Consider the following 23,180-nt stretch of genomic DNA (forward strand, 5'->3'; position numbering starts at 1 on the left):
AGCGTTTACTATCCATGGCAAGCCATGATTGAGAACAAGGACTCTATTTATGAACGTTTATTATGACAAAGATTGTGACCTATCTATTATCCAAGGTAAAAAAGTTGCCATTATCGGTTACGGTTCACAAGGCCATGCACACGCGCTTAACCTACAAGATTCAGACGTCGATGTCACTGTTGGTCTACGTGCAAATTCAAGCTCATGGAAAAAAGCTGAAAATGCTGGTCTAAAAGTTGCTGAAGTAGAAGAAGCAGTAAAAGCTGCTGACGTTATCATGATTTTGACGCCTGATGAGTTCCAAAAAGAGCTTTATAATGATGTAATCGAGCCAAATATCAAAGAAGGTGCGACGTTAGCTTTCGCTCATGGTTTCGCGATTCATTACAACCAAGTAGTACCACGTGGCGATCTTGATGTCATCATGGTTGCACCAAAAGCACCAGGTCATACTGTACGTTCAGAGTTCGCTAAAGGCGGCGGTATCCCTGATCTTATCGCTATCTATCAAGACGCTTCTGGTCAAGCCAAACAGTTAGCATTATCGTATGCTGCTGGTGTTGGTGGTGGTCGTTCAGGCATCATCGAAACAACGTTCAAAGATGAGACTGAAACGGATCTATTCGGTGAGCAAGCGGTTCTTTGTGGTGGTGCAGTAGAGCTAGTTAAAATGGGCTTTGAGACACTAACAGAAGCGGGCTATGCACCAGAAATGGCTTATTTCGAATGTCTACATGAGCTAAAGCTTATCGTTGACTTGATGTATGAAGGCGGCATCGCTGACATGAACTACTCAATTAGTAACAACGCTGAATACGGCGAATATGTTACTGGCCCTGAGGTTATCAATGAGCAGTCACGTGAAGCTATGCGTAATGCACTAAAACGCATCCAGTCTGGTGAATACGCGAAGATGTTCATCTCTGAAGGCGCAACCAACTATCCATCAATGACTGCGCGTCGTCGTAACAACGCTGATCATCAAATCGAAATCACTGGTGCTAAGCTACGTGGCATGATGCCATGGATCGGCGGCAACAAAATCATCGATAAAGACAAAAACTAAGTTTTATACAGATAAAAGTCTTATTCAGATAAAAGTCTTATACAGATAAAAGTCTTATACAGATAATAATCTGATTTAGATGAAGTAGCCCATGTTATCACTTGATAGCATGGGTTTTTTTATGCAAAGTATTTGATAGATACTTTTTGCTTTGATTTGAATCGAGGTCATCGGTTGAAAACAAGTAATTGCTGCCCAATATAAGCAGGCACCTTAACATTGGCTAAAGCGCCTTTGCGATTAACATTCATTATTGTTCTCATTCGTTTCTAAGTAATTGAATCGGGCGGATGCTTCATTCTCACTTTCTATAGATAATAGGTTGTATGCTGTGCAAATATCTTATTCAGACTGGCTAACGCCGCAATTCGTATATATTACTCTTAGCGCTGTGGTAGCAGTTTTAATTTGGATAGAAGGGGAGATGCTCAAACAGACCGATGGCAAACTGCCTCAATCTAAATTCTTCAAAGTCAGTTCATTGTTAGATACTCTATGGTTCTTCATATCAGTGGTGATTTTATACGTTATTGATTTGACCCCATTAGCTATCGCAGTGCCAGCAGCATATGGCATATACACGACCTTTGGCTGGATATATGGTACCAAGCTACTGAAGCGTAAAGGCATTCCTGACTCTCCTAAAGATTTGGTCATTCCAGCAAAATATATTGCCTACAGTCAGTCATTTTCATTGGTGTTTTTTGCGTTATGTTTGCTCGTATTGAGTTCAGCATGGCTACCGACATCACCATTGCAGTGATTGATATTCCAACCTGCTATCATCTATGTCGACTTAGTTAATTAGTGATTTACTGATGAAGTTGTAGTATATCTATAAATAAAAACTATTTTATATCAATAAGATATGAAACTGATTACTATCGATGTTCGCTTGCAACAATGGTTAGTATTTATTTACAAAAATCAGCAATTTAGACTGTTCCTACCATAGAAAACTGTTATAATCAGACTGTACTCAAAATATTTGAGGCAAAAAATTCAAATTTTCTTTAAGATTGTTTAGCATTTTTGGCCGCCGCATTTAGCAGAAAATATTAGGGTATATATCAATTAATCGGTGATGACACAAGTCTCGCCAACAGTTAAAGAGTCAGGAAAATTTATGTCAGATAAAGTTGAAGGCACTGTAAAGTGGTTTAATGAAGCTAAAGGTTTTGGTTTTATCGCTCAAGACAACGGCGGACAAGACGTATTCGCTCACTACAGCGCTATCCAAGGTAACGGTTTCAAAACTCTAGCCGAAGGCCAAAAAGTGTCTTTCATCTTAGGTGATGGCAAAAAAGGCCCACAAGCTGAGCAAATCGAAGCTATCTAATCTCATTTATTGTTAAGCTAACTGCTTGCCAGTAAGCTTAATGACAATAAGATTATCAATACGCATTGATTACTTTGTTTGTTAAAACAATAAAAATACTGTATCGACTTTAAAAAAAAGCAACCTCTTATCAGGTTGCTTTTTTTATGGGGCTTTTTTGGCATGACAAAGTGTTCTTTAGATAAAGTGCTATTGATTTTGACGGTCAACATCATCAGGTAATAGCGAACAATGATTTAATAAAAATGTAATAGATAAGGTTGTATTATGAAGTGGGAAAATTGGCTTTCAATTGACTGGCAACAGGTGCTCGGGATTTCTTTATCTGCTGTAGGCTTTTATGTAGGGCTGATGTTGTTTACTCGATTGATGGGTTTACGCAGTTTTTCTAAGTTATCAAGCCATGATTTTGCGATGACGGTTGGTATTGGTAGTATATTGGCGTCGACGGTATTGTCAGATAAGCCCTCTCTATTTCAAGGATTGTTTGCTGTTGCGGTATTATTCTTAATTCAGGGCGTTATTTCAGTTATCAGACGCAAAATAAAACCGCTAAAAGCACTGATAGACAATCAAGCTATTATCCTAATGGCTCATGGTGAGTATCTAGAAGACAACTTAAAAGAAGCCAATCTTAGTACCAGCGATGTGCAGGAAGTGCTACGTAAAAATGGTATCAAAGCGAAAACAGAAGTGTTTGCGGTGATTATGGAGACGACAGGTGATATGAGTGTCATCAAAAGTAACGATGTTGAACCTGACTGGTCTTTATTTGACGATATACGAGATAGCGAATTATTGCTTGGCGCTAGTAAGAATAGTAAGTCGCAGGTCTAGCTTGACTAATTAACTAACTATTCTTATCCGTTAACCTCAAAGAGATAAATAATAACAAAATATTAAGTAAAGCTAAGGCTTAGAATGCTATAAAGGTACGAGTATTTTAAGCTGTTGAACAACGCAAATCATGAAATGATGCGCTTATAGACTATTTATTGTAGAGTGTTGACAAATTTATGACGCATTATTCACGGCGTTGTCTTGACCTTATCTGCCTGCTGACGCAAGATACATAGGTCTGATAATAACGGTTGGCTTAGCTTTAGCAGATTTCATTAGTAAGAGATACAATGCTAATATGCTCTTAGATATTGGCTCATCTTTCTTAGTTAACTATATTCTGTTGATGTAGTAATAACCTTGAGCAGTATTTTGAACGACAATTTGAACCACAACGAACCTTTGGTTCTTAACTGACAATTTTTAACTCATAACATTAATAAACGAGGAACGTATGAAAGCATTAGTAGCGGTCAAGCGTGTCATTGATTATAACGTAAAAGTTCGTGTAAAAGCCGACAACTCTGGCGTTGACTTATCAAACACTAAAATGTCAATCAACCCTTTTGATGAAATCGCAGTAGAAGAAGCGGTTCGCCTAAAAGAAGCTGGCGTCATTGATGAGATCATTGTTGCTTCAATCGGTCCAAAAGAGTCACAAGAGCAGATTCGTGCAGCCCTAGCGCTAGGTGCTGACCGTGGTGTATTAGTAGTAAGTGACGAAAAACCATATCCTTTACAAGTTGCTAAGATTCTAAAAAGTATCGCCGAAGCTGAAAGCACTGATATTATCTTATTAGGTAAGCAAGCGATTGATGATGACAACAACCAAACTGGTCAGATGCTAGCGGCATTGATGGGTATCGGTCAGGGTACGTTTGCATCAGAAGTGAAAGTTGAAGGCGACAAAGTAAACGTAACGCGTGAAATCGATGGCGGCCTACAAACTGTTGCTCTTGATTTGCCAGCGGTTATCACGACTGATCTACGTTTGAATGAGCCACGTTACGCTAAATTGCCTAACATCATGAAAGCGAAGAAAAAGCCACTTGATGAGAAAACGCCAGCAGATTTCGGTGTTGATATGACATCTAAGCAAGAAATTATTAAAGTCGTGCCACCTGCTGACCGTAAAGCTGGTATTACAGTAGGGTCAGTTGATGAGTTGGTCGATAAGCTAAGAAACGAAGCAAAAGTCATTTAATTTTTTAATGATTGGATACTTCGCTACGGCATATCCTGTACAAGGCTAAGAATTTGACTGCTTTATTTCATACTAAATGATAGTTGCTCAAATAGCTTTGTACACAAACAACCGCATGAATAGATAATACGAATATATAAAGGACTAAAACCATGGCAATTTTGGTATATGCAGAACATGACAATGCCAGTCTAAAAAAGGCAACTTTAAACACGATCGCTGCTGCTAAACAAATGGGTGATGATATCCATGTATTGGTTGCAGGTAGTGGTAGCCAAGCTGTTGCTGATGAAGCGGCAAAAGCAGAAGGCGTGACTAAAGTACTATTGGCTGACAATGCTGCTTATGAGCATCAATTGGCAGGCAACGTGGCGCTATTGGTTGCTGATATCGCTGGTGATTACAGCCATATCCTAGCGGCTGCGACCACGACTGGCAAAAACTTTATGCCACGCGTTGCTGCGTTACTTGACGTAAGCATGTTGTCTGAAATCTCAGGTGTGGTAGATGCTCAAACGTTTGAGCGTCCTATCTATGCAGGTAATGCGACAGCGACAGTAAAAACAACAGAAGACAAAGTGGTACTAACAGTACGTACCACTGCGTTTGACCCAGTGGCAAGCGAAGGCGGTTCAGCTACTGTTGAAACTATCGACAACGTACAAGAAACTGGTAAAGCTAGCTTCGTTAACGAAGAAATGGCTAAGTCTGATCGTCCAGAATTGACATCAGCTGGTATTGTTGTTTCTGGTGGTCGTGCATTGGCAAACGGTGAAAACTTCACCAAGTACATTGAGCCATTGGCCGATAAGCTAGGCGCTGCTGTTGGTGCATCACGTGCCGCTGTTGACGCCGGATATGTACCAAACGATATGCAGGTCGGTCAAACGGGTAAAATCGTTGCACCGCAGCTATATATCGCAGCTGGTATCTCAGGCGCAATTCAGCATTTGGCTGGTATGAAAGATTCTAAAGTCATCGTTGCTATCAACAATGACCCAGAAGCGCCTATTGCTAGCGTTGCTGATTACTTCTTAGAAGCTGATTTGTTCGAAGCACTGCCTGAGCTAACTAGTAAGGTTTAATATATAGTCACAGAACTACTAAACGGCTACGGCGTTACCCTCCTTAGATGTACTACTTGTACAATCTGCAGTTGGATGCTTTATATCCGTTTTAGACCTCTTTGACTATATCAGTAGTAGGCAGATAATAAAAAACCCACTATCAATTGGTAGTGGGTTTTTTTATGCTTAATAAATTAGGCTTTAATAACAGTTATAAATGCATGCTAAGAGTATTGTCTTTGGCGTAAGGTCTCATACAGACATAAAGACCCTGCAATCGCTACATTTAAGCTCTCTTGACCATTTGGCTGCGGTAATGCTATCGGCGTGGCACATTGCATTAGCTCGTCGCTAACGCCTTGACCTTCATGACCCATAATCCATGCTACAGGTGCAGATAAATCGTGATTGTAAATGATAGTATCTGTATGTGAGCTAGTTGCCAAAAGCGGCACTTGTACTTGATCTAAAATATCTTGTGTACTCAAGCCCTCATAAATAGTCAGTGCAAACTGTGCACCCATACCTGCTCGTAGCGTCTTGGGAGACCAAGCTTGAGCGGTCGCACTGGTACATAAGATATTGCGGATACCAACGGCTGCAGCTGTGCGTAGTAGCGTACCAACATTCCCACTATCCTGTACGTCGTTCAAGATTAAGCAGTCTTCATTGATCATCGATAAGCTAGGCGTTGGTACTTTGATAATCGCCATGATATCGATGCCTGTACCCAAGCTACGAATACTCTCATAGAGTGAGTCTGACAAAGTAAGAATAGGCGTATAAGTGGGCAGGCGAGTCAATATCTGCTGAACTTCAGAGTGGCTACGCGCTGACTCAGACAGTAGTATTTGAGCGAAAGGATAATCACTACGCAGCGCAGCATCTATCAAATGGACGCCTTCTATGACTGTCTGACCGTTCTTTTTACGCTGGCGTGCTTGGGACAACAGTGCTTTTACAAGCTTCACGGTTGTGTTCTTATCTGAGGTAATCAGCTCGGTGGGATTTAATACCATAGTGGATCGCTTAGAGAAGAGTAAAGGAGTCGTTTAGATAACCAGCAAAATATCTATTATTAATTTAGCGTTCTGCTGACTGTTCTTAACAGGCGCGTCAATCAATTATTTCTCAGAATAATTGACGTGTAAGTCTTTCACGTAACTGACTTCGTTTTTGCTACCGAGTACTACTGGTACACGCTGGTGGATATCAGTCGGTTCGATATCTAAGATACGATTGACCGCGTCTGTCGCACCGCCACCCGCGCGTTCAATCAATAAGCTCATTGGGTTGGCTTCATACATCAAGCGTAGTTTACCCGCTTTATGAGCGTATTTGGTATCAAACGGATAAGTGAACAGACCACCGCGACATAAAATACGATGGACGTCACCAACCATGGCTGCTACCCAGCGCGTATTGAAATCACGTCCACGTACACCTGTTTCACCAGCGATTAACTCATCAATGTACTGCTGCATCGGCGCACGCCAGTAGCGATAATTTGAGCTATTGATAGCATACTCGCTCGTATCGGCATCGATTTGAACATTGTCTTCTATCAGCACATAGTCAGAAGTCTCTGGATCTAGGCTAAACATCACAACTTTATCAGCGACGGTTAACGCTAGGACAGTAGAGGTACCATATAGCAGATAACCGGCTGCTAGCTGTTTGTTACCTGCCTGTAGATAGTCGCTGTTTTCACTGGTTTGACCTTGACGTTCATACGGTAAGATAGAAAAAATCGTACCTACAGCCATATTGATATCGATATTTGATGAGCCATCTAATGGGTCAAATAACACCAATAGGCTACCGTCATCATTAGCAGGGGTCGCGTCATCGAGCTCTTCTGACGCAACACCAGCACAATGTGTATTTTTTGCCAATGCATCTAGTAGTAAGTCATTGGCTAGTACGTCTAATTTTTTCTGATCTTCGCCTTGGACGTTTTGGTTACCTGCTTCGCCCAAGATGTCTGCCAGAGCGCCTTTTCTGAGCAGTTGTGAAATCGTCTTACCGACATCAGTGACAGTGGTAATCACGTCGTTAAGTGCAGGGCTAGTAGCATGTTGGTTTAGATAGTCTGCTAAGGTCGTCATAAGGCTTCCTAATAAATAGTATGGAAAGTAAAAGAACGGATAGGTGTCAAAGTAAAGAAGTAGGTGGCATTTAGCACACCTGAAATAGGTAAATTCTTAAATAGCTAATACGGCATCTTTGTCCCGACCATAAAATCGGCTACACTATATCTATTGTTATTCATTTATAGTTTTGTCAGAATTATTCTCTATGAGAATACAGCATGTCTACTCACGCTTTCTGATTGTCTGCTGAGGCTATTTTTTGGTCGAATTTGATTACGGTAAATTGTAGCAAATAAGCGTCAAAATGTCCTTTGTATCTATGCCTATCAGTGATAAATGATCGAACAAAGATGAATAAGTGATTACTATAGACTCATATAAACCCACAATAAAGACTCGCCATTATGTCAAATTCTATCGATAGTAGCGCTACACAACCAGTCTCACCGACTGATTATGCAAAATTTGATCCCAATACGATTCATCAAAGGCTCAATACTTCACTAAGTCGTCCGCAGCTCAACACTGATGGCAGTATCCGGCATTTCTTAGGTGTTGAAGGTCTTAACAAAGCACAGCTCAAAGCTATTATCGCAAAAGCAGAGACTTTCTTTGATGAAAACGGACAGTTAATTAATCGTCCTGAGTTAGACGGCTATACGGTGATGAATTTGTTCTTTGAACCATCGACTCGTACACGGACGACATTCGAGGTGGCAGAAAAACGTTTGGGTGCCAATGTACTCAATATCGATATCGAACGTTCTAGTACCAAAAAAGGCGAGAGTCTGCGCGATACGTTGTGGAATCTACAGGCAATGACTGCGGATATCTTTGTAGTTCGACATTCAGCATCAGGTGCCGCGCATTTTATGGCGACAGAAGTGACGCCTGATATCGCTATTGTCAATGGCGGTGATGGCTGGCATGCGCATCCCACTCAAGGAATGCTCGACATGTTGACCATTCACCGTGAAGCTCCGCGCCCGTTTGAAGAGCTGTCTATCGCAATCGTTGGTGATATTAAGCACTCACGCGTGGCACGCTCTGATATCAGTGCATTGCAAACACTAGGTGTGACAGACATCCGTGTTTGTGCGCCGCGCACTTTACTGCCAAAAGGTATTGAGCGTTTTGGCGTGCAAGTATATGAAAACATGGACGAGTGTGTCACCGACTGTGATGTGATCATGGGATTAAGAATACAAAATGAGCGTATCGGTTCGCCGCTATTGGCATCCTCAAGTGAATACTATAAGCATTATGGAATCACGCCAGAGCGAGTAGCTCTCGCTAAACCTGATGCACTAGTGATGCATCCGGGGCCGATGAACCGCGGTGTTGAGATTGCCTCTAGTGTGGCTGATGGCGCGCAATCCGTTATCTTAAAGCAGGTAAATAACGGCATTGCCATTCGCATGGCAGTCTTATCACTTGCGATGGAAGGTCAACGCGCTCATCAAGCGGCTGGCAAATAATAGGCTGCCGAGCGACTTATTCTCATTTATTTAATTTTATTGATACGGTAATAACGTTATGTCTACCATGCTTAATACGGATGCACCCATTCTTGACCATTTACCAAAAGCATTTAAAGATGCATTGCCGCAAATTGCAACAGAAAAACTATCTACACTCGATTCTGACCGTGAGATGTGGTTATTGCCACCACTAGTAGATCTATGCGCGCGTTTGCGTGAGCCAGGCCAGCAGCAACACGGTACGCTAAAATCAGAAGGCAGCGCTGCTCGTGGTAATGGATTTTTACATGTGGTGACGCCACCTGATACCAATCCTATTTTAGAAAATGGCTCACTCTTAAAAGGTTTACGTGAGCGTGCCTTGAGTGATGGCGGGATTTACTTGCATATTTTGGGTGCATTGACCACAGGGTTAGAGGGCGAACGACCGTCTAACATTGCAGGGCTTAAAAAGGGCGGCTGTATCGCAGTATCTAATGCGCGTAGACCTTTTCGCAATGACTTAGTATTGCTACGCACATTAGAATATGCAGCAACCTTTGGCATGAAGGTATTCTTTTATCCTGATGAGCCAAGTCTGTCTGGAGACGGTGTGGCACATGAGGGCTATATTGCTTCTTATCATGGTTTGCAAGGGATTCCTTGGATTGCGGAAACTGTTGCACTGTCTACGCAGCTACTGATGGTTGAAGAGACCGGAATCGCTGCTCATTTTAGCCAGTTATCCTGTAAGTCTTCCATTGAGCTCATGCGCTGGGCAAAAGATAAAGGCTTGCCTGTTACGTGTGATGTTGCGATGCATCAGCTGTATTTAACTGATGACAATCTTGAAGGCTTTAATGCTCAGGCATATGTGTTACCACCACTGCGTAGTAACACGGACCAGCAGGCAATCCGCCGCGGATTAAAAGATGGCACTATCGACGCTATCTGTAGTCATCACGAGCCACTGAATAGTACCGCCAAAAAAGCACCGTTTGCTGAGAGTACGCCCGGTATCTCAAACTTTGATACGTTTATGGCGTTGGCTTGTCAGCTGGTAAATGACGATGTCTTAACACTCTCGCAATTAGTAGATAAAATCTGCCTGAATCCTGCAAAAATCGCAGGTATTAGCGAGCAGTATGAAGCTATCGGCGGTGCAGTATTAGTCGATCCTAACCTTGAGTGGCAAGTAACGGCACAATCTATGCTATCAAGTGGTAAAAACACGCCATTTTTCAATCAGCAGTTGCAAGGACGTGTTGTGGAGACATTCTTTGGCTAATTTGCCCCAACAGGATGACCGTCTGCCGCCATCCTCGAAGGATAAAGGGGTTGCCATGAATGGTCAGCAAGAAAAATCGCGCAGTACGGCGAGTGAGTCTATCAAAGCAGTGGCCATTTATGAGGTAGTCAAAGGTGTTGGTGCGTTACTAGGAGCAGGGGCATTATGGTGGTGGCATACCAATCTTGAGCATTGGCTGACGACGGCAACGGTTACTTGGCAGCGCAGCTTCGGCCATATGCTTGCCCCGCAAATCGATAGTGCCGTACGTATTGCTCAGCAGGCAAGTAAAAACTGGCCGATGTTTTTATTATTGATATTCGCTTATGCCAGTTTGCGTTTCCTCGAAGCCTATGGCTTGTGGCATGACAAAACATGGGCGTATTGGTTCGGGGTGTTAGGCTATGGGGTATTTATTCCTATAGAAATCTACTATCTGATCGTTAGCCCATTTGACTGGTTTAAGCTTGGGATACTGGTTTCTAATCTGCTCATTATTGTTGTGGTTTATCGCAATATGAAACGAAAGGGCTTGATATAACGTTTAAATTTAAGTTAAAAAATCCAGCATAAGATACTTGTCTGATGCTGGATTTTTTGTGCTTGCTATATTTTTAGCTTATACGTCTACTGTTTTTTCATCGGTACGAATGCTTTTAGCGACTTTTCCAACGCTGAGACCTTGTACCAAAATGGAGAAAATCACCACCGCATAAGTGAGTGCCAATAAAATCTCGCGTTCAGCCCCGATAGGTAGCTGTAATACTAACGCGACTGAGATGCCTCCGCGTAAGCCGCCCCACGTCAGAACTTTCCATGCGCCCGTAGGTAAATCAAGCTGACGATGAAAAGTCTTGGTCGTCATGCCTACCACGATAAATCTGGCAACGAGCGCAATCAAAATCGTCAAACCGCTCGCAATAAATAAATTGCCTGAATAAGCAATCATCACCACTTCTAGACCGATGAGTACAAATAAAATGGCGTTTAAAATCTCATCAATCAATTCCCAAAACAAGTCAATATAGTGCCGTGTCTTGTCACTCATGGCTAGCTCGCGACCACGATTACCAACCATCAGGCCCATCATGACCATGGCGAGTGGCCCTGATAAATGCCAATGACTGGCCAGCGCATAGCCACCGATGACGCCTGCTAATGTTAATAGCACCTCTTCTTGATAGCTATCAATACTTTTAAGCAAGTAATACAAAATTGCGCCAAGTACCAGTCCGAATACAACGCCGCCACCAGCTTCAACCGCCAAAGTATGTGCGACGTAGTTGGCAGTAGGGATATCACCGCTAGATAAAATCCCCAGCAGTAAGACGAAGATAACCACTCCGATTCCATCATTGAACAATGACTCGCCAGCGATGACAGTCTCGATACTCTTTGGAGCACCTGCTGACGACAGGATACCCATGACGGCAATAGGATCGGTAGGGGAAATAAGCGCCCCAAATAACAGGCACCAGAGAAACGGTAGGCCAAAACCAAACAACGGCAGCATAAAATAAATCGCGGTCGCAATAAGCATCGCCGATATGATCGTACCAAGTCCGGCAAGGATGCCGATAGGTAACTTGTAACGTCTTAAATCACCAATATTGACGTGTAATGCACCTGCGAATAGCAACATCGATAGCATGCCGTCTAAGAGTACTTCGGTAAAATCAAGCTGCTCCAATAAACTGACTTCGTAATCGATCAGCTGATCAAACCCTAAGAAGCCCAAAAATATCGCACCGATTGACAGTAAGATAGAGATGACCATGACACCGATAGTGGTCGGCAGACCAATAAAACGGTGATTAATATAAGTTAACGAAGCAGTAATCGACAAAAATATGGCGCTGATTTCTAGAATGGTGAGGCTGGTTGCAGATGCCATAAAAAGTAGGTCTCATATGAATATAAAAAGTATCTAAAGCGCAGGGCTTATAGGGACGTTATAAGTGTTGCTAGCTATAGGTATTGTGCTTATAAGTAATGTGCTTATAAGGGCTGATACGGCCGTTTATTTAAACAGTTAATTGGTCATGTCGTTAACTAGACTGTGTCTGTAACGCTTGACGAATATCAGCTTCAAAATCACTGACATAATTAAAATGCTTATGCTGCGCATCGTTATCAAGAATAAACTGCTTGGCTTGTTCGCACATAGCGACCAAGTCATCGACCAGCTCCTGATAATTTAAATTCTCTTCTCCAGCACGCTGAATTAGATGCAATTCATGTAATAGCGTTTGCTGCTGTGCGCTGTTTACCCGTGCATAGTTCAGATTGACCATTGCCTGACATAATGCTTTTAAGACCATTAGGTCAGCAGCTGCATAACGACGTATCTCACCGAGTGATACATTGATAAAGTCGGAAATTTTGGGGGTATGAGTGACTAGTGCCAATATGGCCAGTCGCTTCTGTTTGATAGTAGTTTCAGAGCTATCGTTAGTGTCTGACTGCGGTATGTGAAAATGATAAGGGCTTGGTGGCTGACGACGCATCATAATGCTTAGACAGCTGGTTAGAGATTGGACGCAATTGACCGCAGTCTTTGGATCATTGATACCAGGGGATAACGCGCGTACAGCAATTTCCGTCATCTGACCTAAGCTATATGCAATGTCGTTGGAGTGCGCCAATCGTTGCTCAAGTCGTAGGCAACCTGCAAGACGTTGCCAAAACAGTCCATCGGGTGCTCTCGGTATTATTGCCAGATGCGGAGTCGCTGTCCTTTGGCGATTATTTGGATGAGATTCAGGCCGCTGATAAAAGTAGCCAATGACGTTTTTGTCAGTGACGTAATTACCGAGGTTGACATGCATCTGTACCACGCCACCATAATCCTGTGACAGCGCAATCAATGACTCAAGATAAATCTGCTGTAAATAACCTGAATTTGGTGAATAAATCGGCATAGCAGGCCAGTTTTGGAACTGCTCGATATCGTGGTGCTCAGCATCGCGTTGATGTTGAATATCACATCGATCATTATACCAATAGTAAATGTTTGCAATCGCATCGTTGCTAGCATTTTGAATGACGTGTGATGCTTGAATGGCATGCACCATATGCTGTACAAAATAAACTAAAAGCAGCGCACAGATAATCGCCATGATAATGGCAAAGGTCACTGCCAATTGCGGCACACCAAAAGCTACGTCAGACTTATGGATAGACTTCAATACCAGTAAGCTATAGCTAAATGTACCGATAAAAGCGCCAAGGACAAACTGATTTGGGGTGTCGGTCAAAAAGTTACGTAGCAGTCTTGGACCAAACTGTGAGGATGCCATCGACAGGACGGCGATTGTAATCGAAAATGTCGTACCGGCCACGCCCAATACCGCACCAGCGATAGCTGTCATAATCGCGCGCGCAGCCTCGTCATCCCCAGTAAAGGCAAAGGAGATCTCTTTTACCGTTTCACGATCAAAATGCTGATCAATCGCGACTAGCAAAGGAGCAAGTAAAATACCGACGATGACACAAGCGGTTGGAATAAACCAATAAGAGCCAATCAGCCATTGCCACAAGTTATTTAAGCGATCAGGCAAGTCGGTCAGCGTTTGTATTGACCACAACTTAGTGAACTGCTTAAGCCTGTTTTGACCTGCATTGATCGTACGTGTCCAGACACTGTCTCCATCATTTTTATTCACTGTGATGAGCCTTAGGGTTATCTGCTTCTGTAATAATAGCGTTTTTGTGCGTACGTCTGCTCATATTTGTCTCAGCATGACTCTCACTAGTCCCTAGAGGTATGATGGCTTCATTGTCGTGATCGTCATACTCAATATCACTGTCTTTATCATAAGCCATAGGCTCTAGGTGCGGTGAGGCTTCAATATTTGAATCATTACCGTTATAAATATTCTCATTATGTCTATCTAGATTATCATGTCGTTGTACATTTTCAGTGGCGGCAGAGGTTTTTCTAAATAATTTATGGTCATCGCTATGCTTACTATTAGATTGTTTACGAGGTTCGCTATTGGCAAAGATAGCATTTAGCGGCAGATGCAGTTGCTGTTTGGCATACGCTTCAGTATTCTCAAAACGTTTTACCAATAAACTTAGCCAAGGCTTTTGACCTTCCAATTTCATCTCATCCAACTCGTCCTTGATAGGAAGTGGATAGGGCAAGGTACGATAAAAGTCCCATAACGTCATCCTACTCAGGTCTCTTTTGAGTACATAGTCGTCATCATCTGTCATGGTAATCAGATTGCTGTCTTGTAGGTAGTTAATATAGGTATACCATTTTGGCAACTCTTTGCGACCTAAGACATTGCGCAGCGCTTGTTCGCTAACGGCTTCACCTTTTAAGTGGTGGGTATAAACCAAGTTCAACATGTCTAACAAGCTGAGTAACGGGTGACGAGGGTAGACTTCTTCTGTCTCAAAAATCGTCAAGGTATAGCTGATTTCAACGCCTAATAAAATCAAATTCCACGACAGATAAATCCATAGTAGAAAAATAGGCAAGGCAGCAAAAGCGCCGTAAATCGCTTCATAGCTAGTAAAGTTAGCCATCACTGTACCAAACAGATGCTTCATTAATTCAAAGACAATGGCCACGAACACGCCAGCGATGGCTGCATTTTTTGCTGGTACGCGCGCCTTTGGAATAAACCAGTACATACCGATAAAACCCGCCATCGTAATACCAATCGATGCCATTTGTACCCAAAAGCTCCAGTCGATACCGTAGCCAGCAATTTGACGATTAAGAAAACTCAGACTCTGTACAGTACTTGAAGCGATAAAAGCGGTGCCCAATACCAATGGTCCCAAAGTAACGATAGTCCAATAACGCAGCATGCTTTTGATGCCACCAGAGCGATCTTCTACTCGCCAGATTTGATTAAAGGCACGCTCAATGGTGGTCAAGGTCATGATGGTGGTAAAAAATAGCACCATGGCGCCGATGATGGTTAGATTGGAGGATTTTTCGGCGAAGTCATTGATATACTCACTGACTTGCATGCTCGATTGCGGCAATAAGTTGCTATAAATGACCTCGTATATCTGCGCTCTGACGGATGCCAGTGCCGGTACAGAGGACAATATCATGAGCAAAACGGTTAATACAGGCACGATCGACAGCATAGTCGTATAGGTTAGCGATGCTGCTTTTTGCTGACAGTTGTCTTCAAAAAAATGCCGAGTCAAAAACCGTAAAAACTGAAACCAGCGCTGCTGTAAAAACGGGAGTTTTTGAGATAATTTTTCCATGTCGACCATTAAGCAAAAGTAAGAGTGACAATAGTGTAACAAAGATGAACGGTTATCATCTGCGGTTTAATTGTGTCAAAATGCACTGCGTAGCACATCAGATACAATATAAATCAGGTTATCAATCATGGTTATTTGCATGACAGTGAATGACTCGGGCATAATGTGCACATATTCTACAATGCTAGTTAGTCGTATATTTCGCCGCATTTTTAATGGCCAGTACGACTAACGATTTTATAAGGAAGCTTTGCTAATGAGTCAGACCGACCCTTATGTTTTGGTGCTTTATTATTCTAATTATGGTACGACTAAGACATTAGCATATGCTATCGCGCAAGGTATTGAAGATGCTGGCATGACTGCGCGTATCCGTACGGTACCGACAGTGGCACCTGAAACCACCTCGAGTAAGCCTGCGATACCTGATGAAGGTGATTTGTACTGTACGATGGACGATCTCAAGGACTGTAGCGGTCTTGCGCTTGGTAGCCCAACGCACTTTGGTAATATGGCCGCACCTATGAAGTATTTTTGGGATAATACCGTGACCCTATGGCTAGCAGGGAATCTACAAAACAAGCCTGCATCAGTGTTTACGGCGACAGGCTCTATGCATGGTGGCCAAGAAACGACGTTGTTGACGATGATGTTGCCCCTGATGCATCACGGCATGGTCATCGTAGGTGTACCCTATGCAGAGCCAGCATTGAACCGCACTCATCGCGGCGGTACGCCTTATGGTGCCAGCCATGTCAGCGGTGCATCGCATGATCAGCCTATATCTGCTGACGAGCGAGATTTGGGTATTGCGCAGGGTCGCCGTTTAGCGATTACGGCGGCTGCATTAGCACAGGCTAATTGGGGCCGATAAGCAACTGTTATAAACCTGCTGTCTAGAAGCGTCTAAGTTTCAAAATCTATGATTGAGTGCTTATAACTACTCGGTTATAAGCAAGTGGTTATAACAAAGAGCTACTTATTAATGTTCAGCAGTATATTATTCATTTAGGAAATCAAAATATCTAATGGCCACAACCCGCTCTAATACAAAGCCTCTTAAAACGGTTAAGCCTATCGCACCTATTGCACAGCGCTTGATGGTGACGTGGTTAATTTGGCTCATTTATAGACTGCTCGGATTGCCTATCTTTATTAGTATCTTTAATCCTAGTAGTCCTGATATCGTTGGCGGTATTGCTTGGCAGGCATTATGGCTAGTGCCCGCGTTGATTCTGACGCCGTGGATATTGCGCGGTCGTTCACCTTATGCGTTGTTGATAAGCAGTATGTTCACTCTGGTATATTTGGGCGCGAGTGGCGTGGTGTTATTTACTCGCATATATGGCAGTAGCTGGACAGAAATCGCCGTATACTTAACGGATTTTTTACTATTGCTTGCTATCAATGTTTGGCTATTTATTTTGCTTAAACGCCTGCCTTCGATGAACAACGTTGTGAAGAAACCTCGCCAATAATTAAACTTACCTGAAACCTAATAAATTATATCCATTAATCTAAAACCATAAAAAAGCGGCACTCCATCTGGAGCGCCGCTTTTTTGTTTATAACTTTAAAGATAAGTAGATTAGTTAATCTTAGTCAATTCTAAATCCATCTTCTTACCATCGTTAATTTGGCTAACTTTAACTGGCATATAGTCTAAGCTTGGGGCTAACCAAAAGCTGGTAGAGCGGCTATCGTCATCGTGGACGCGGTCAACACGTACTGTATCAAAGGTACCCGCTGGTACGGTAATCTTAGTGCTGCCTGATTTTTTAAATGGCGTCTTCTCAATTTTGTCTTTTTTCGCCATGTAATAATTACCAGAGAACTTACCGTTTAATAAATCCTGACGAATCTGTACCTCAAGGCTCAAATCATCAAAGGCTTGTTGCGACATGTTCATAGTCGTCGACTTGCCTTTATAGTTACTGGTGACTTTTTTGCTGCTTGGGTTGAAGTCTAGTTTATGCGTGCGCCCCATGCCAAGTAGTTTGTACGTAGTACTTGCCTGCGTCGGATTGACATTGTTGCCATTAATCGTAAAAGTGCTGTTTTGCGAGGCGCTAGCCACACCAGCGACGCGAGCCTTAACGTTATATTTCCACGTATTACCAGATTTGCTTAGCGTACGAGTTGCTGTGCCTTTGTATTTGTCCTCAACGGTAAAACTATAATCGGCAGACGATGGTTGAACAGTTTTTGCGCTGGCAAGGGTAGGTGCGGTCATACTCAAAGCTCCAACGGTAGAGATACTAATGCCTGTTACTAAGGCAGACAAAAATTTAGATGGACTGCGTTTTGCGTTATTAGCATTATCAACATTGTCGCTTGATGACTTTTTGTGCATTGATGAAAAACTCATAGATACCCCTTCATTAATTTATTGCCGTTATAGCAATTTTTTTCGTTCGTTCTTATTATGTTTACCAGACCTATAATGGTCATACGCTGTTACATTTTCAAGCATGGTGTCATACCGCTTCGTGTAGTGCTTGTAGCAAATGTTTCTATAGTTAATTTAGTATTGGTTAAAATACAAATTCAGCTCTTCAATATCTTTAAATATTCCTACTTCTTGTCCTTTACCTAACTAGCATAGCGGCTTTATTAAACGTAAAGCATCGATATGAGATGTTGATTGATCAATTTTTGCAAAATAATCTTGTAAATTTTTGGGCTTTACACTTGAACCGAACTCACCTTGCCCCCACTTTTTGTTACAAGCTCAAGGCTTATCTATAAAGCGTTGTTTTTGGCAGCGTTTCCTATAGATACTGGTATTGAGACCATTAATTCAAATAAACCCTTAATTTTATTAACCAACTTTTGGAGTCATATCGATGAACATTCGTCCTTTACATGACCGTATTGTCGTCCGCCGCATAGAAGAAGAAACAAAGACTGCTGGTGGTATCTTGCTTCCTGGTTCAGCACAAGAGAAACCTTCACAAGGTGAAGTGCTTGCAGTTGGTAATGGCCAAGTTCGTGACAACGGTGAAACTCGTGCGTTAGATGTAAAAGCTGGCGACAAAGTTTTGTTCGGTCAATATGCTGGTCAAACCGTAAAGGTTGACGGTGAAGAACTATTGATTATGAAAGAGTCTGATGTATTGGGTGTGTTAGAAGGCTAGTCCTTTTGAGTATTATTTTATACTCAGCACATTTTGATAGCAGTTTCTAATAATCGCTTTTGATAAGCAACTATCAAATCAATCAATTGTATTCTCATACTTATAATAGTGGAGTAATTTAACATGGCAAAAGACGTAAAATTCGGCATTGATGCCCGTAAACAAATGATGGACGGCGTAAACGTTCTAGCAAACGCAGTACGTGTAACACTAGGCCCTAAAGGTCGTAACGTTGTTATTGATAAATCATTTGGCGCGCCTACCATCACTAAAGATGGTGTATCGGTTGCCAAAGAAATCGAGCTTGAAAACAAATTTGAAAACATGGGTGCACAGTTGGTCCGTGAAGTTGCTAGCCGTACAAATGATGTCGCTGGTGATGGTACTACTACTGCAACTGTATTGGCTCAGTCAATCTTGCAAGAAGGCATGAAGTCAGTGGCTGCTGGCATGAACCCAATGGATCTTAAGCGCGGTATCGACAAAGCGGTACGTGAAGCAGTTAAAGAAATCCATAAACTATCAACGCCAGCTGACGATCACAAAGCAATCGCTCAAGTTGGTTCTATCTCTGCAAACTCAGACACCAAAATCGGTGAACTGATCTCGCAAGCGATGGAAAAAGTAGGCAAGCAAGGCGTCATCACTGTTGAAGAAGGTTCAAGCTTCGAAGATACCCTAGAAGTTGTAGAAGGTATGCAGTTTGACCGTGGTTATATCAGCCCATATTTCGCTAACAAGCAAGACAGCCTAACTGCTGAATTTGAAAACCCATATATCTTGTTGGTTGACAAAAAAATCAGCAATATTCGCGAAATCGTGCCATTACTTGAGCAAGTAATGCAGCAGAGCAAGCCATTGCTAATTATCGCTGAAGATGTAGAAAACGAAGCACTAGCGACACTAGTTGTAAACAACATGCGTGGCGGCTTGAAAACTTGTGCCGTTAAAGCACCAGGTTTTGGCGATCGTCGTAAAGCAATGCTAGAAGACATCGCAACGCTAACTGGCGGTACTGTAATCTCTGAAGAAATTGGCCTAAGCCTAGAGACTGCTACTCTAGAGCAACTTGGTACTGCTAAGAAAGTGACTGTCGGTAAAGAAAACACCGTTATCGTTGATGGCGCTGGCAACAAAGCTGACATCGAAAACCGTGTTGAGTCTATCAACCGTCAAATAGAAGAGTCTACTTCTGACTATGACAAAGAAAAGCTACAAGAGCGTGTTGCTAAACTAGCAGGCGGCGTAGCAGTGATCAAAGTCGGCGCAGCAACTGAAACTGAAATGAAAGAGAAGAAAGACCGTGTTGACGATGCGCTACATGCAACTCGTGCAGCGGTTGAGGAAGGTGTTGTACCTGGCGGCGGTGTTGCCTTAGTTCGTGCGATGAATGCATTATCTGAACTACGCGGTGATAACGACGATCAGAACGCTGGTATGAACATCCTACGTCGTGCGATGGAAGCACCACTACGTCAAATCGTAACTAACGCTGGCGAAGAAGCTTCAGTTGTGGTCAACGAAGTGAAGAGTGGCAGTGGTAACTACGGTTACAACGCAGCGACTGGCGAATATGGCGATATGCTAGAGATGGGTATCCTTGATCCAGCTAAAGTTGCTCGTTCAGCACTAGAAAACGCAGCATCTGTTGCAGGCTTAATGCTAACGACTGAAGTTATGATCACTGACTTACCGCAAGGTGATGACGGTATGGCTGCTATGGGCGGCGGTGCTGGAATGGGCGGTATGGGTGGAATGGGCGGCATGATGTAATTTTACTTCTGCTGCAAAGCGATTTATCTTTGTCAGATACGCTCAATGTACAACAAGTACTATTTTTGCTTATCTTACCTCGGTAAATCGTTTTTCGCTAAAAGTATGATTTTGTCATAAAGTCTATTTGACTATTAAAAGCTCTGTTATCGAAAGATAGCAGGGCTTTTTTATGCAATCTAATATGACGGTTTTTTTATGTGAAAAATCTTTGAGTTATGATAGATTGTTATTAAATTAGATTTGTATTTTTTGAAGAGGAAGTATATTGAGCGCTGCTTTCACAAGGTTTTATTCACAATCAATGGATTTCCGTAAATCTCTGTTAAGTGAAACGAATAAAATTCCTAATATCGATGATTTTAATCATAGAGAGATAGCAACTTTGATTTTGGCAGATATTTCATCTGAACATGGTCATGCTGTACACTTATTAGCTAAAGAAGGGTGTAATATTTCGGCTAGTAGCTTGTTGCGCCTGCAATTTGAATCATTAATAAGAGCGCAATGGATATATTGGGTTAGTAAAGATGATATCGTTGAAAGATTCTATAAACCTTTGACTCAACAAAATGCATCGCAAGCCGAGAAACGTATACCTACAATTAATATTATTTTAAAGGATTTAGACGACGCTGCAAAAGAGGGAATAGTTCCTGAGAGAGCAGTAGCAATGATGAGAGAGTTTAAAGAGTTAACGATGAAACCAGCAAATTCATATGTCCATACAGGTATGCATGCATTTTCAAGAAAGAAGGATGGTTTTCCTGAGCCGTTGATTATTCAGATATTACAGAACTCTAATGGGTTAGAAGCATTAAATGCAATGCTTTTAGCTACCGTGGTAAATTCTGCCGACATGATACAAAAGGTACTAGCTCTACAGTATCTTTATATAGATAGCCTACCGATGCACATACCTCAAATAATGGAGAAATTTTACAATATGCGTTATCAATAGATTTCTATATCAAACTACTGATCCACTGCATTCCTTCTAAGAACCCAAGTCTTATCATCAGACACTTCTTTATCATAGCCATATTCTATCAAATTCAAATGAACTCATTATGGGTCTTGCTACTCACGAATGATCGAGTGAGACATTGTTCTCCTAATCGGTATAAAAGAATCTCACACAAAAATAGGTAAAGTCGTCTTATTGATTACCTTTCTTACCGATAAATGAGTGTGTATATCTTTTACGCTAGCAAGCTTGTGTAGCTTACGGGTGAACCGCTCATAACCATCAAGATTTGGGCTCACCACTTCTAACAAATAATCATAAGAACCCGATACCACATGTCCATTGATTACCTCGTCCATATTGGACAGAGCACGTTCGAAGGCTGCGATAGATTCTTCTTGGTGGCTGTTGAGACTGACCTCCACAAAGAAACTCATCGCAATACCCGCTTTGGCTTTGTTTACGTTTGCTTGATAGTTCTCTATATAGCCTTCGTCCTCCAAACGTTTGAGGCGTCGCGCGCAAGGAGACGGTGACAGCCCTATACGTTCGGACAGTTCCGCCGTAGATAAGCGCGCTTCTTTTTGGAGCACTTCCAAGATATGGCGATCGATTTTGTCCATAATTTACCTTTTGGCTTTTTAAGCCAATAATTTTGATTTAGTTAGCATTATCCACCAAATATTTGTAAAATTGCAATGAATAAATAGAGATAAAAGCGCGTATTTTAATCGATAATTGGTCTTTGTATACCAGCATAAGACACGACTATGAATACGATATTCCACCCCTCATCGCGCAAAAATCCTTTGTTTGTAATGTCGCCACTAACAAAAGGCTATGTGGCGATGAGCGTCGTCTTATTGATTTGGTCAGGCTTTGCGTTGACTGTAAGAGCGGTTGGGGCGTCGTCGCTAAGCATTGCGGATGTCATGCTCATTCGCTTTAGTGTACCGCTGGTTTTGTTGACTCCTTGGGTACTCTCTAGTTGGCATGAAGTCAAAAATATCAGACTGCCAGATATCATGTTTGTTTTACTTGGTGGCGTGCCTTTTCTTTTATTAGCCGCTTTTGGTGCAAGTACGGTACCAGCAGCTTACGTTGGTACTATTTTGACAGGTACGCCAGTCTTCTTTGCCGCAATATTGTCTTTTATTTTTTATCGTCAACGAATATCATTGAGGAAATTTGCCGCATTAATCCTTATTCTTTTTGGTATCGCTACTATGATTGGCGGGCGTGCACAGTCAATACCTAATAGTCTTCTGTACGGTGTGGGGTTATTATTGATGGCAAGCCTGATTTGGGCGGGTTATACCTTAGGGTTAAAAAGCACCAAATTGAGTCCAATAGCGATCGCTATCGTGCTTTCTTATACCTCATTTTTTCTGACATTGATGATGGTCCTGTCTGGTATTGTGGAGACGAATATAGGTTCTGTATCTTTTGATGAAGCGCTTCCGTTTATCCTAGTACAAGGACTTGGTGTAGGGGTGGTATCAACCATTGCGTTTTCTTATGCAGTCAAAAAGCTGGGCTCCATTCGTACCTTATTACTTGGCTCTTTGTCACCAGGATTAACCGCTATACTGGCTACGCTGATACTTAATGAGTCTCTATCAGTCATTATGATATGCGGCATCGTACTCAGTACCATTGGTGTCATCTTGTCCAATCGAGCGACATAAATTAATTAAGGAAGTAT

At 42.2% G+C, this 23,180-nt stretch carries 22 protein-coding genes; 15 read left to right on the plus strand and 7 right to left on the minus strand.

Going from position 1 to position 23,180, the window contains the following annotated elements:
* Window positions 1-49 precede the first annotated feature (49 nt).
* The 6 genes from ilvC (at window position 50) to ACQKCG_RS11615 (ending at window position 5,534) form a co-directional block, all read left to right on the plus strand.
* Window positions 50-1,066, plus strand: a complete 1,017-nt coding sequence (gene ilvC, locus ACQKCG_RS11590) for a ketol-acid reductoisomerase (RefSeq protein WP_101204856.1) — start codon at window positions 50-52, stop codon at window positions 1,064-1,066.
* 331 nt (window positions 1,067-1,397) lie between these two features.
* A complete protein-coding gene (locus ACQKCG_RS11595) occupies window positions 1,398-1,829 on the plus strand; it encodes a hypothetical protein (RefSeq protein ID WP_101204855.1) in 432 nt (143 codons plus the stop codon).
* Window positions 1,830-2,192: 363 nt separating this feature from the next.
* The gene (locus ACQKCG_RS11600) at window positions 2,193-2,405 is read left to right on the plus strand and encodes a cold-shock protein (RefSeq protein ID WP_057758834.1); all 213 of its coding nucleotides are present in this window, start codon (window positions 2,193-2,195) and stop codon (window positions 2,403-2,405) included.
* Between the two features lie 267 nt (window positions 2,406-2,672).
* The gene (locus ACQKCG_RS11605) at window positions 2,673-3,242 is read left to right on the plus strand and encodes a DUF421 domain-containing protein (protein WP_179799542.1); all 570 of its coding nucleotides are present in this window, start codon (window positions 2,673-2,675) and stop codon (window positions 3,240-3,242) included.
* Window positions 3,243-3,699: 457 nt separating this feature from the next.
* The gene (locus ACQKCG_RS11610) at window positions 3,700-4,449 is read left to right on the plus strand and encodes an electron transfer flavoprotein subunit beta/FixA family protein (protein WP_057758837.1); all 750 of its coding nucleotides are present in this window, start codon (window positions 3,700-3,702) and stop codon (window positions 4,447-4,449) included.
* Window positions 4,450-4,601: 152 nt separating this feature from the next.
* A complete protein-coding gene (locus tag ACQKCG_RS11615) occupies window positions 4,602-5,534 on the plus strand; it encodes an electron transfer flavoprotein subunit alpha/FixB family protein (RefSeq protein WP_057758839.1) in 933 nt (310 codons plus the stop codon).
* A gap of 206 nt (window positions 5,535-5,740) precedes the next feature.
* Here ACQKCG_RS11615 and ACQKCG_RS11620 read toward each other — a convergent pair whose 3' ends face one another.
* Both ACQKCG_RS11620 and ACQKCG_RS11625 read right to left on the minus strand, forming a co-directional pair.
* A complete protein-coding gene (locus ACQKCG_RS11620; RefSeq protein WP_101204852.1) occupies window positions 5,741-6,535 on the minus strand; it encodes a TrmH family RNA methyltransferase in 795 nt (264 codons plus the stop codon).
* A 105-nt stretch (window positions 6,536-6,640) separates the two neighbouring features.
* A complete protein-coding gene (locus ACQKCG_RS11625) occupies window positions 6,641-7,624 on the minus strand; it encodes a class 1 fructose-bisphosphatase (RefSeq protein WP_201556124.1) in 984 nt (327 codons plus the stop codon).
* A gap of 389 nt (window positions 7,625-8,013) precedes the next feature.
* Between ACQKCG_RS11625 and ACQKCG_RS11630 the strand changes: the two genes are divergently transcribed.
* Genes ACQKCG_RS11630 through ACQKCG_RS11640 form a run of 3 tightly spaced genes read left to right on the plus strand, consistent with a single transcriptional unit; the run spans window position 8,014 to window position 10,898 of the window.
* A complete protein-coding gene (locus ACQKCG_RS11630) occupies window positions 8,014-9,087 on the plus strand; it encodes an aspartate carbamoyltransferase catalytic subunit (protein WP_201556126.1) in 1,074 nt (357 codons plus the stop codon).
* Window positions 9,088-9,145: 58 nt separating this feature from the next.
* Window positions 9,146-10,357, plus strand: coding sequence for a dihydroorotase (locus ACQKCG_RS11635; protein ID WP_227673312.1), 1,212 nt, complete (start codon window positions 9,146-9,148; stop codon window positions 10,355-10,357).
* Window positions 10,358-10,412: 55 nt separating this feature from the next.
* On the plus strand, window positions 10,413-10,898 hold the full coding sequence (locus ACQKCG_RS11640; protein WP_406947850.1) for a DUF2127 domain-containing protein: 486 nt from the start codon (window positions 10,413-10,415) through the stop codon (window positions 10,896-10,898).
* Window positions 10,899-10,976: 78 nt separating this feature from the next.
* Here ACQKCG_RS11640 and ACQKCG_RS11645 read toward each other — a convergent pair whose 3' ends face one another.
* The 3 genes from ACQKCG_RS11645 to ACQKCG_RS11655 form a co-directional block, all read right to left on the minus strand.
* On the minus strand, window positions 10,977-12,251 hold the full coding sequence (locus tag ACQKCG_RS11645; protein WP_101204848.1) for a cation:proton antiporter: 1,275 nt from the start codon (window positions 12,249-12,251) through the stop codon (window positions 10,977-10,979).
* Window positions 12,252-12,405: 154 nt separating this feature from the next.
* Window positions 12,406-14,022, minus strand: coding sequence for a DUF2254 domain-containing protein (locus ACQKCG_RS11650; RefSeq protein WP_227678839.1), 1,617 nt, complete (start codon window positions 14,020-14,022; stop codon window positions 12,406-12,408).
* Window positions 14,015-15,598 (minus strand): YihY/virulence factor BrkB family protein, encoded by a 1,584-nt coding sequence (locus ACQKCG_RS11655; protein ID WP_201556128.1) that lies wholly within the window; start codon window positions 15,596-15,598, stop codon window positions 14,015-14,017. Before ACQKCG_RS11655 ends, ACQKCG_RS11650 begins: the two co-directional genes overlap by 8 nt.
* A 256-nt stretch (window positions 15,599-15,854) precedes the next feature.
* Here ACQKCG_RS11655 and wrbA point away from each other — a divergent pair, with 256 nt between their 5' ends.
* Both wrbA and ACQKCG_RS11665 read left to right on the plus strand, forming a co-directional pair.
* A complete protein-coding gene (wrbA, locus tag ACQKCG_RS11660) occupies window positions 15,855-16,472 on the plus strand; it encodes an NAD(P)H:quinone oxidoreductase (protein ID WP_057758854.1) in 618 nt (205 codons plus the stop codon).
* A gap of 154 nt (window positions 16,473-16,626) precedes the next feature.
* Entirely contained in the window at window positions 16,627-17,076 is a 450-nt protein-coding gene (locus ACQKCG_RS11665) for a hypothetical protein (protein ID WP_201556129.1), read from the plus strand.
* Between the two features lie 110 nt (window positions 17,077-17,186).
* Here the strand turns inward: ACQKCG_RS11665 and ACQKCG_RS11670 are convergent, their stop codons facing one another.
* Complete coding sequence (locus tag ACQKCG_RS11670) at window positions 17,187-17,966, minus strand: DUF3108 domain-containing protein (protein ID WP_201556130.1); 780 nt, start codon at window positions 17,964-17,966, stop codon at window positions 17,187-17,189.
* Between the two features lie 478 nt (window positions 17,967-18,444).
* On the opposite strand from ACQKCG_RS11670, the gene groES reads away from it, so the two are divergent.
* The 3 genes from groES to ACQKCG_RS11685 all read left to right on the plus strand — a co-directional run bounded on the left by groES (window position 18,445) and on the right by ACQKCG_RS11685 (window position 21,469).
* Window positions 18,445-18,735, plus strand: a complete 291-nt coding sequence (groES, locus tag ACQKCG_RS11675) for a co-chaperone GroES (RefSeq protein WP_057758860.1) — start codon at window positions 18,445-18,447, stop codon at window positions 18,733-18,735.
* Between the two features lie 123 nt (window positions 18,736-18,858).
* Window positions 18,859-20,508, plus strand: coding sequence for a chaperonin GroEL (groL, locus tag ACQKCG_RS11680; protein ID WP_101204842.1), 1,650 nt, complete (start codon window positions 18,859-18,861; stop codon window positions 20,506-20,508).
* Between the two features lie 268 nt (window positions 20,509-20,776).
* Entirely contained in the window at window positions 20,777-21,469 is a 693-nt protein-coding gene (locus ACQKCG_RS11685) for a DUF6988 family protein (RefSeq protein WP_145990537.1), read from the plus strand.
* Window positions 21,470-21,642: 173 nt separating this feature from the next.
* Here the strand turns inward: ACQKCG_RS11685 and ACQKCG_RS11690 are convergent, their stop codons facing one another.
* The gene (locus tag ACQKCG_RS11690; RefSeq protein ID WP_057758867.1) at window positions 21,643-22,098 is read right to left on the minus strand and encodes an Lrp/AsnC family transcriptional regulator; all 456 of its coding nucleotides are present in this window, start codon (window positions 22,096-22,098) and stop codon (window positions 21,643-21,645) included.
* 147 nt (window positions 22,099-22,245) lie between these two features.
* Here ACQKCG_RS11690 and ACQKCG_RS11695 point away from each other — a divergent pair, with 147 nt between their 5' ends.
* A complete protein-coding gene (locus ACQKCG_RS11695; protein ID WP_227678840.1) occupies window positions 22,246-23,163 on the plus strand; it encodes a DMT family transporter in 918 nt (305 codons plus the stop codon).
* Window positions 23,164-23,180 lie beyond the last annotated feature (17 nt).

Origin of the sequence: Psychrobacter sp. NPDC078929 (genome assembly GCF_050267985.1) — a bacterium.
In the GTDB taxonomy this organism is placed as follows: Bacteria; Pseudomonadota; Gammaproteobacteria; order Pseudomonadales; family Moraxellaceae; genus Psychrobacter.

What these genes read in the sequence shown, in the direction of transcription:
- groL (WP_101204842.1), top strand. Translation starts at nt 18,859, where the DNA reads ATGGCAAAAGACGTAAAATTCGGCATTGATGCCCGTAAACAAATGATG.
- ACQKCG_RS11695 (WP_227678840.1), top strand. Translation starts at nt 22,246, where the DNA reads ATGAATACGATATTCCACCCCTCATCGCGCAAAAATCCTTTGTTTGTA.
- ACQKCG_RS11670 (WP_201556130.1), bottom strand. Translation starts at nt 17,966, where the DNA reads ATGAGTTTTTCATCAATGCACAAAAAGTCATCAAGCGACAATGTTGAT.
- ACQKCG_RS11640 (WP_406947850.1), top strand. Translation starts at nt 10,413, where the DNA reads ATGAATGGTCAGCAAGAAAAATCGCGCAGTACGGCGAGTGAGTCTATC.
- ACQKCG_RS11655 (WP_201556128.1), bottom strand. Translation starts at nt 15,598, where the DNA reads ATGGAAAAATTATCTCAAAAACTCCCGTTTTTACAGCAGCGCTGGTTT.
- ACQKCG_RS11610 (WP_057758837.1), top strand. Translation starts at nt 3,700, where the DNA reads ATGAAAGCATTAGTAGCGGTCAAGCGTGTCATTGATTATAACGTAAAA.
- ACQKCG_RS11630 (WP_201556126.1), top strand. Translation starts at nt 8,014, where the DNA reads ATGTCAAATTCTATCGATAGTAGCGCTACACAACCAGTCTCACCGACT.
- ACQKCG_RS11635 (WP_227673312.1), top strand. Translation starts at nt 9,146, where the DNA reads ATGTCTACCATGCTTAATACGGATGCACCCATTCTTGACCATTTACCA.
- ACQKCG_RS11600 (WP_057758834.1), top strand. Translation starts at nt 2,193, where the DNA reads ATGTCAGATAAAGTTGAAGGCACTGTAAAGTGGTTTAATGAAGCTAAA.
- ACQKCG_RS11605 (WP_179799542.1), top strand. Translation starts at nt 2,673, where the DNA reads ATGAAGTGGGAAAATTGGCTTTCAATTGACTGGCAACAGGTGCTCGGG.
- ilvC (WP_101204856.1), top strand. Translation starts at nt 50, where the DNA reads ATGAACGTTTATTATGACAAAGATTGTGACCTATCTATTATCCAAGGT.
- ACQKCG_RS11690 (WP_057758867.1), bottom strand. Translation starts at nt 22,098, where the DNA reads ATGGACAAAATCGATCGCCATATCTTGGAAGTGCTCCAAAAAGAAGCG.
- ACQKCG_RS11665 (WP_201556129.1), top strand. Translation starts at nt 16,627, where the DNA reads ATGGCCACAACCCGCTCTAATACAAAGCCTCTTAAAACGGTTAAGCCT.
- ACQKCG_RS11645 (WP_101204848.1), bottom strand. Translation starts at nt 12,251, where the DNA reads ATGGCATCTGCAACCAGCCTCACCATTCTAGAAATCAGCGCCATATTT.
- groES (WP_057758860.1), top strand. Translation starts at nt 18,445, where the DNA reads ATGAACATTCGTCCTTTACATGACCGTATTGTCGTCCGCCGCATAGAA.
- ACQKCG_RS11625 (WP_201556124.1), bottom strand. Translation starts at nt 7,624, where the DNA reads ATGACGACCTTAGCAGACTATCTAAACCAACATGCTACTAGCCCTGCA.
- wrbA (WP_057758854.1), top strand. Translation starts at nt 15,855, where the DNA reads ATGAGTCAGACCGACCCTTATGTTTTGGTGCTTTATTATTCTAATTAT.
- ACQKCG_RS11615 (WP_057758839.1), top strand. Translation starts at nt 4,602, where the DNA reads ATGGCAATTTTGGTATATGCAGAACATGACAATGCCAGTCTAAAAAAG.
- ACQKCG_RS11620 (WP_101204852.1), bottom strand. Translation starts at nt 6,535, where the DNA reads ATGGTATTAAATCCCACCGAGCTGATTACCTCAGATAAGAACACAACC.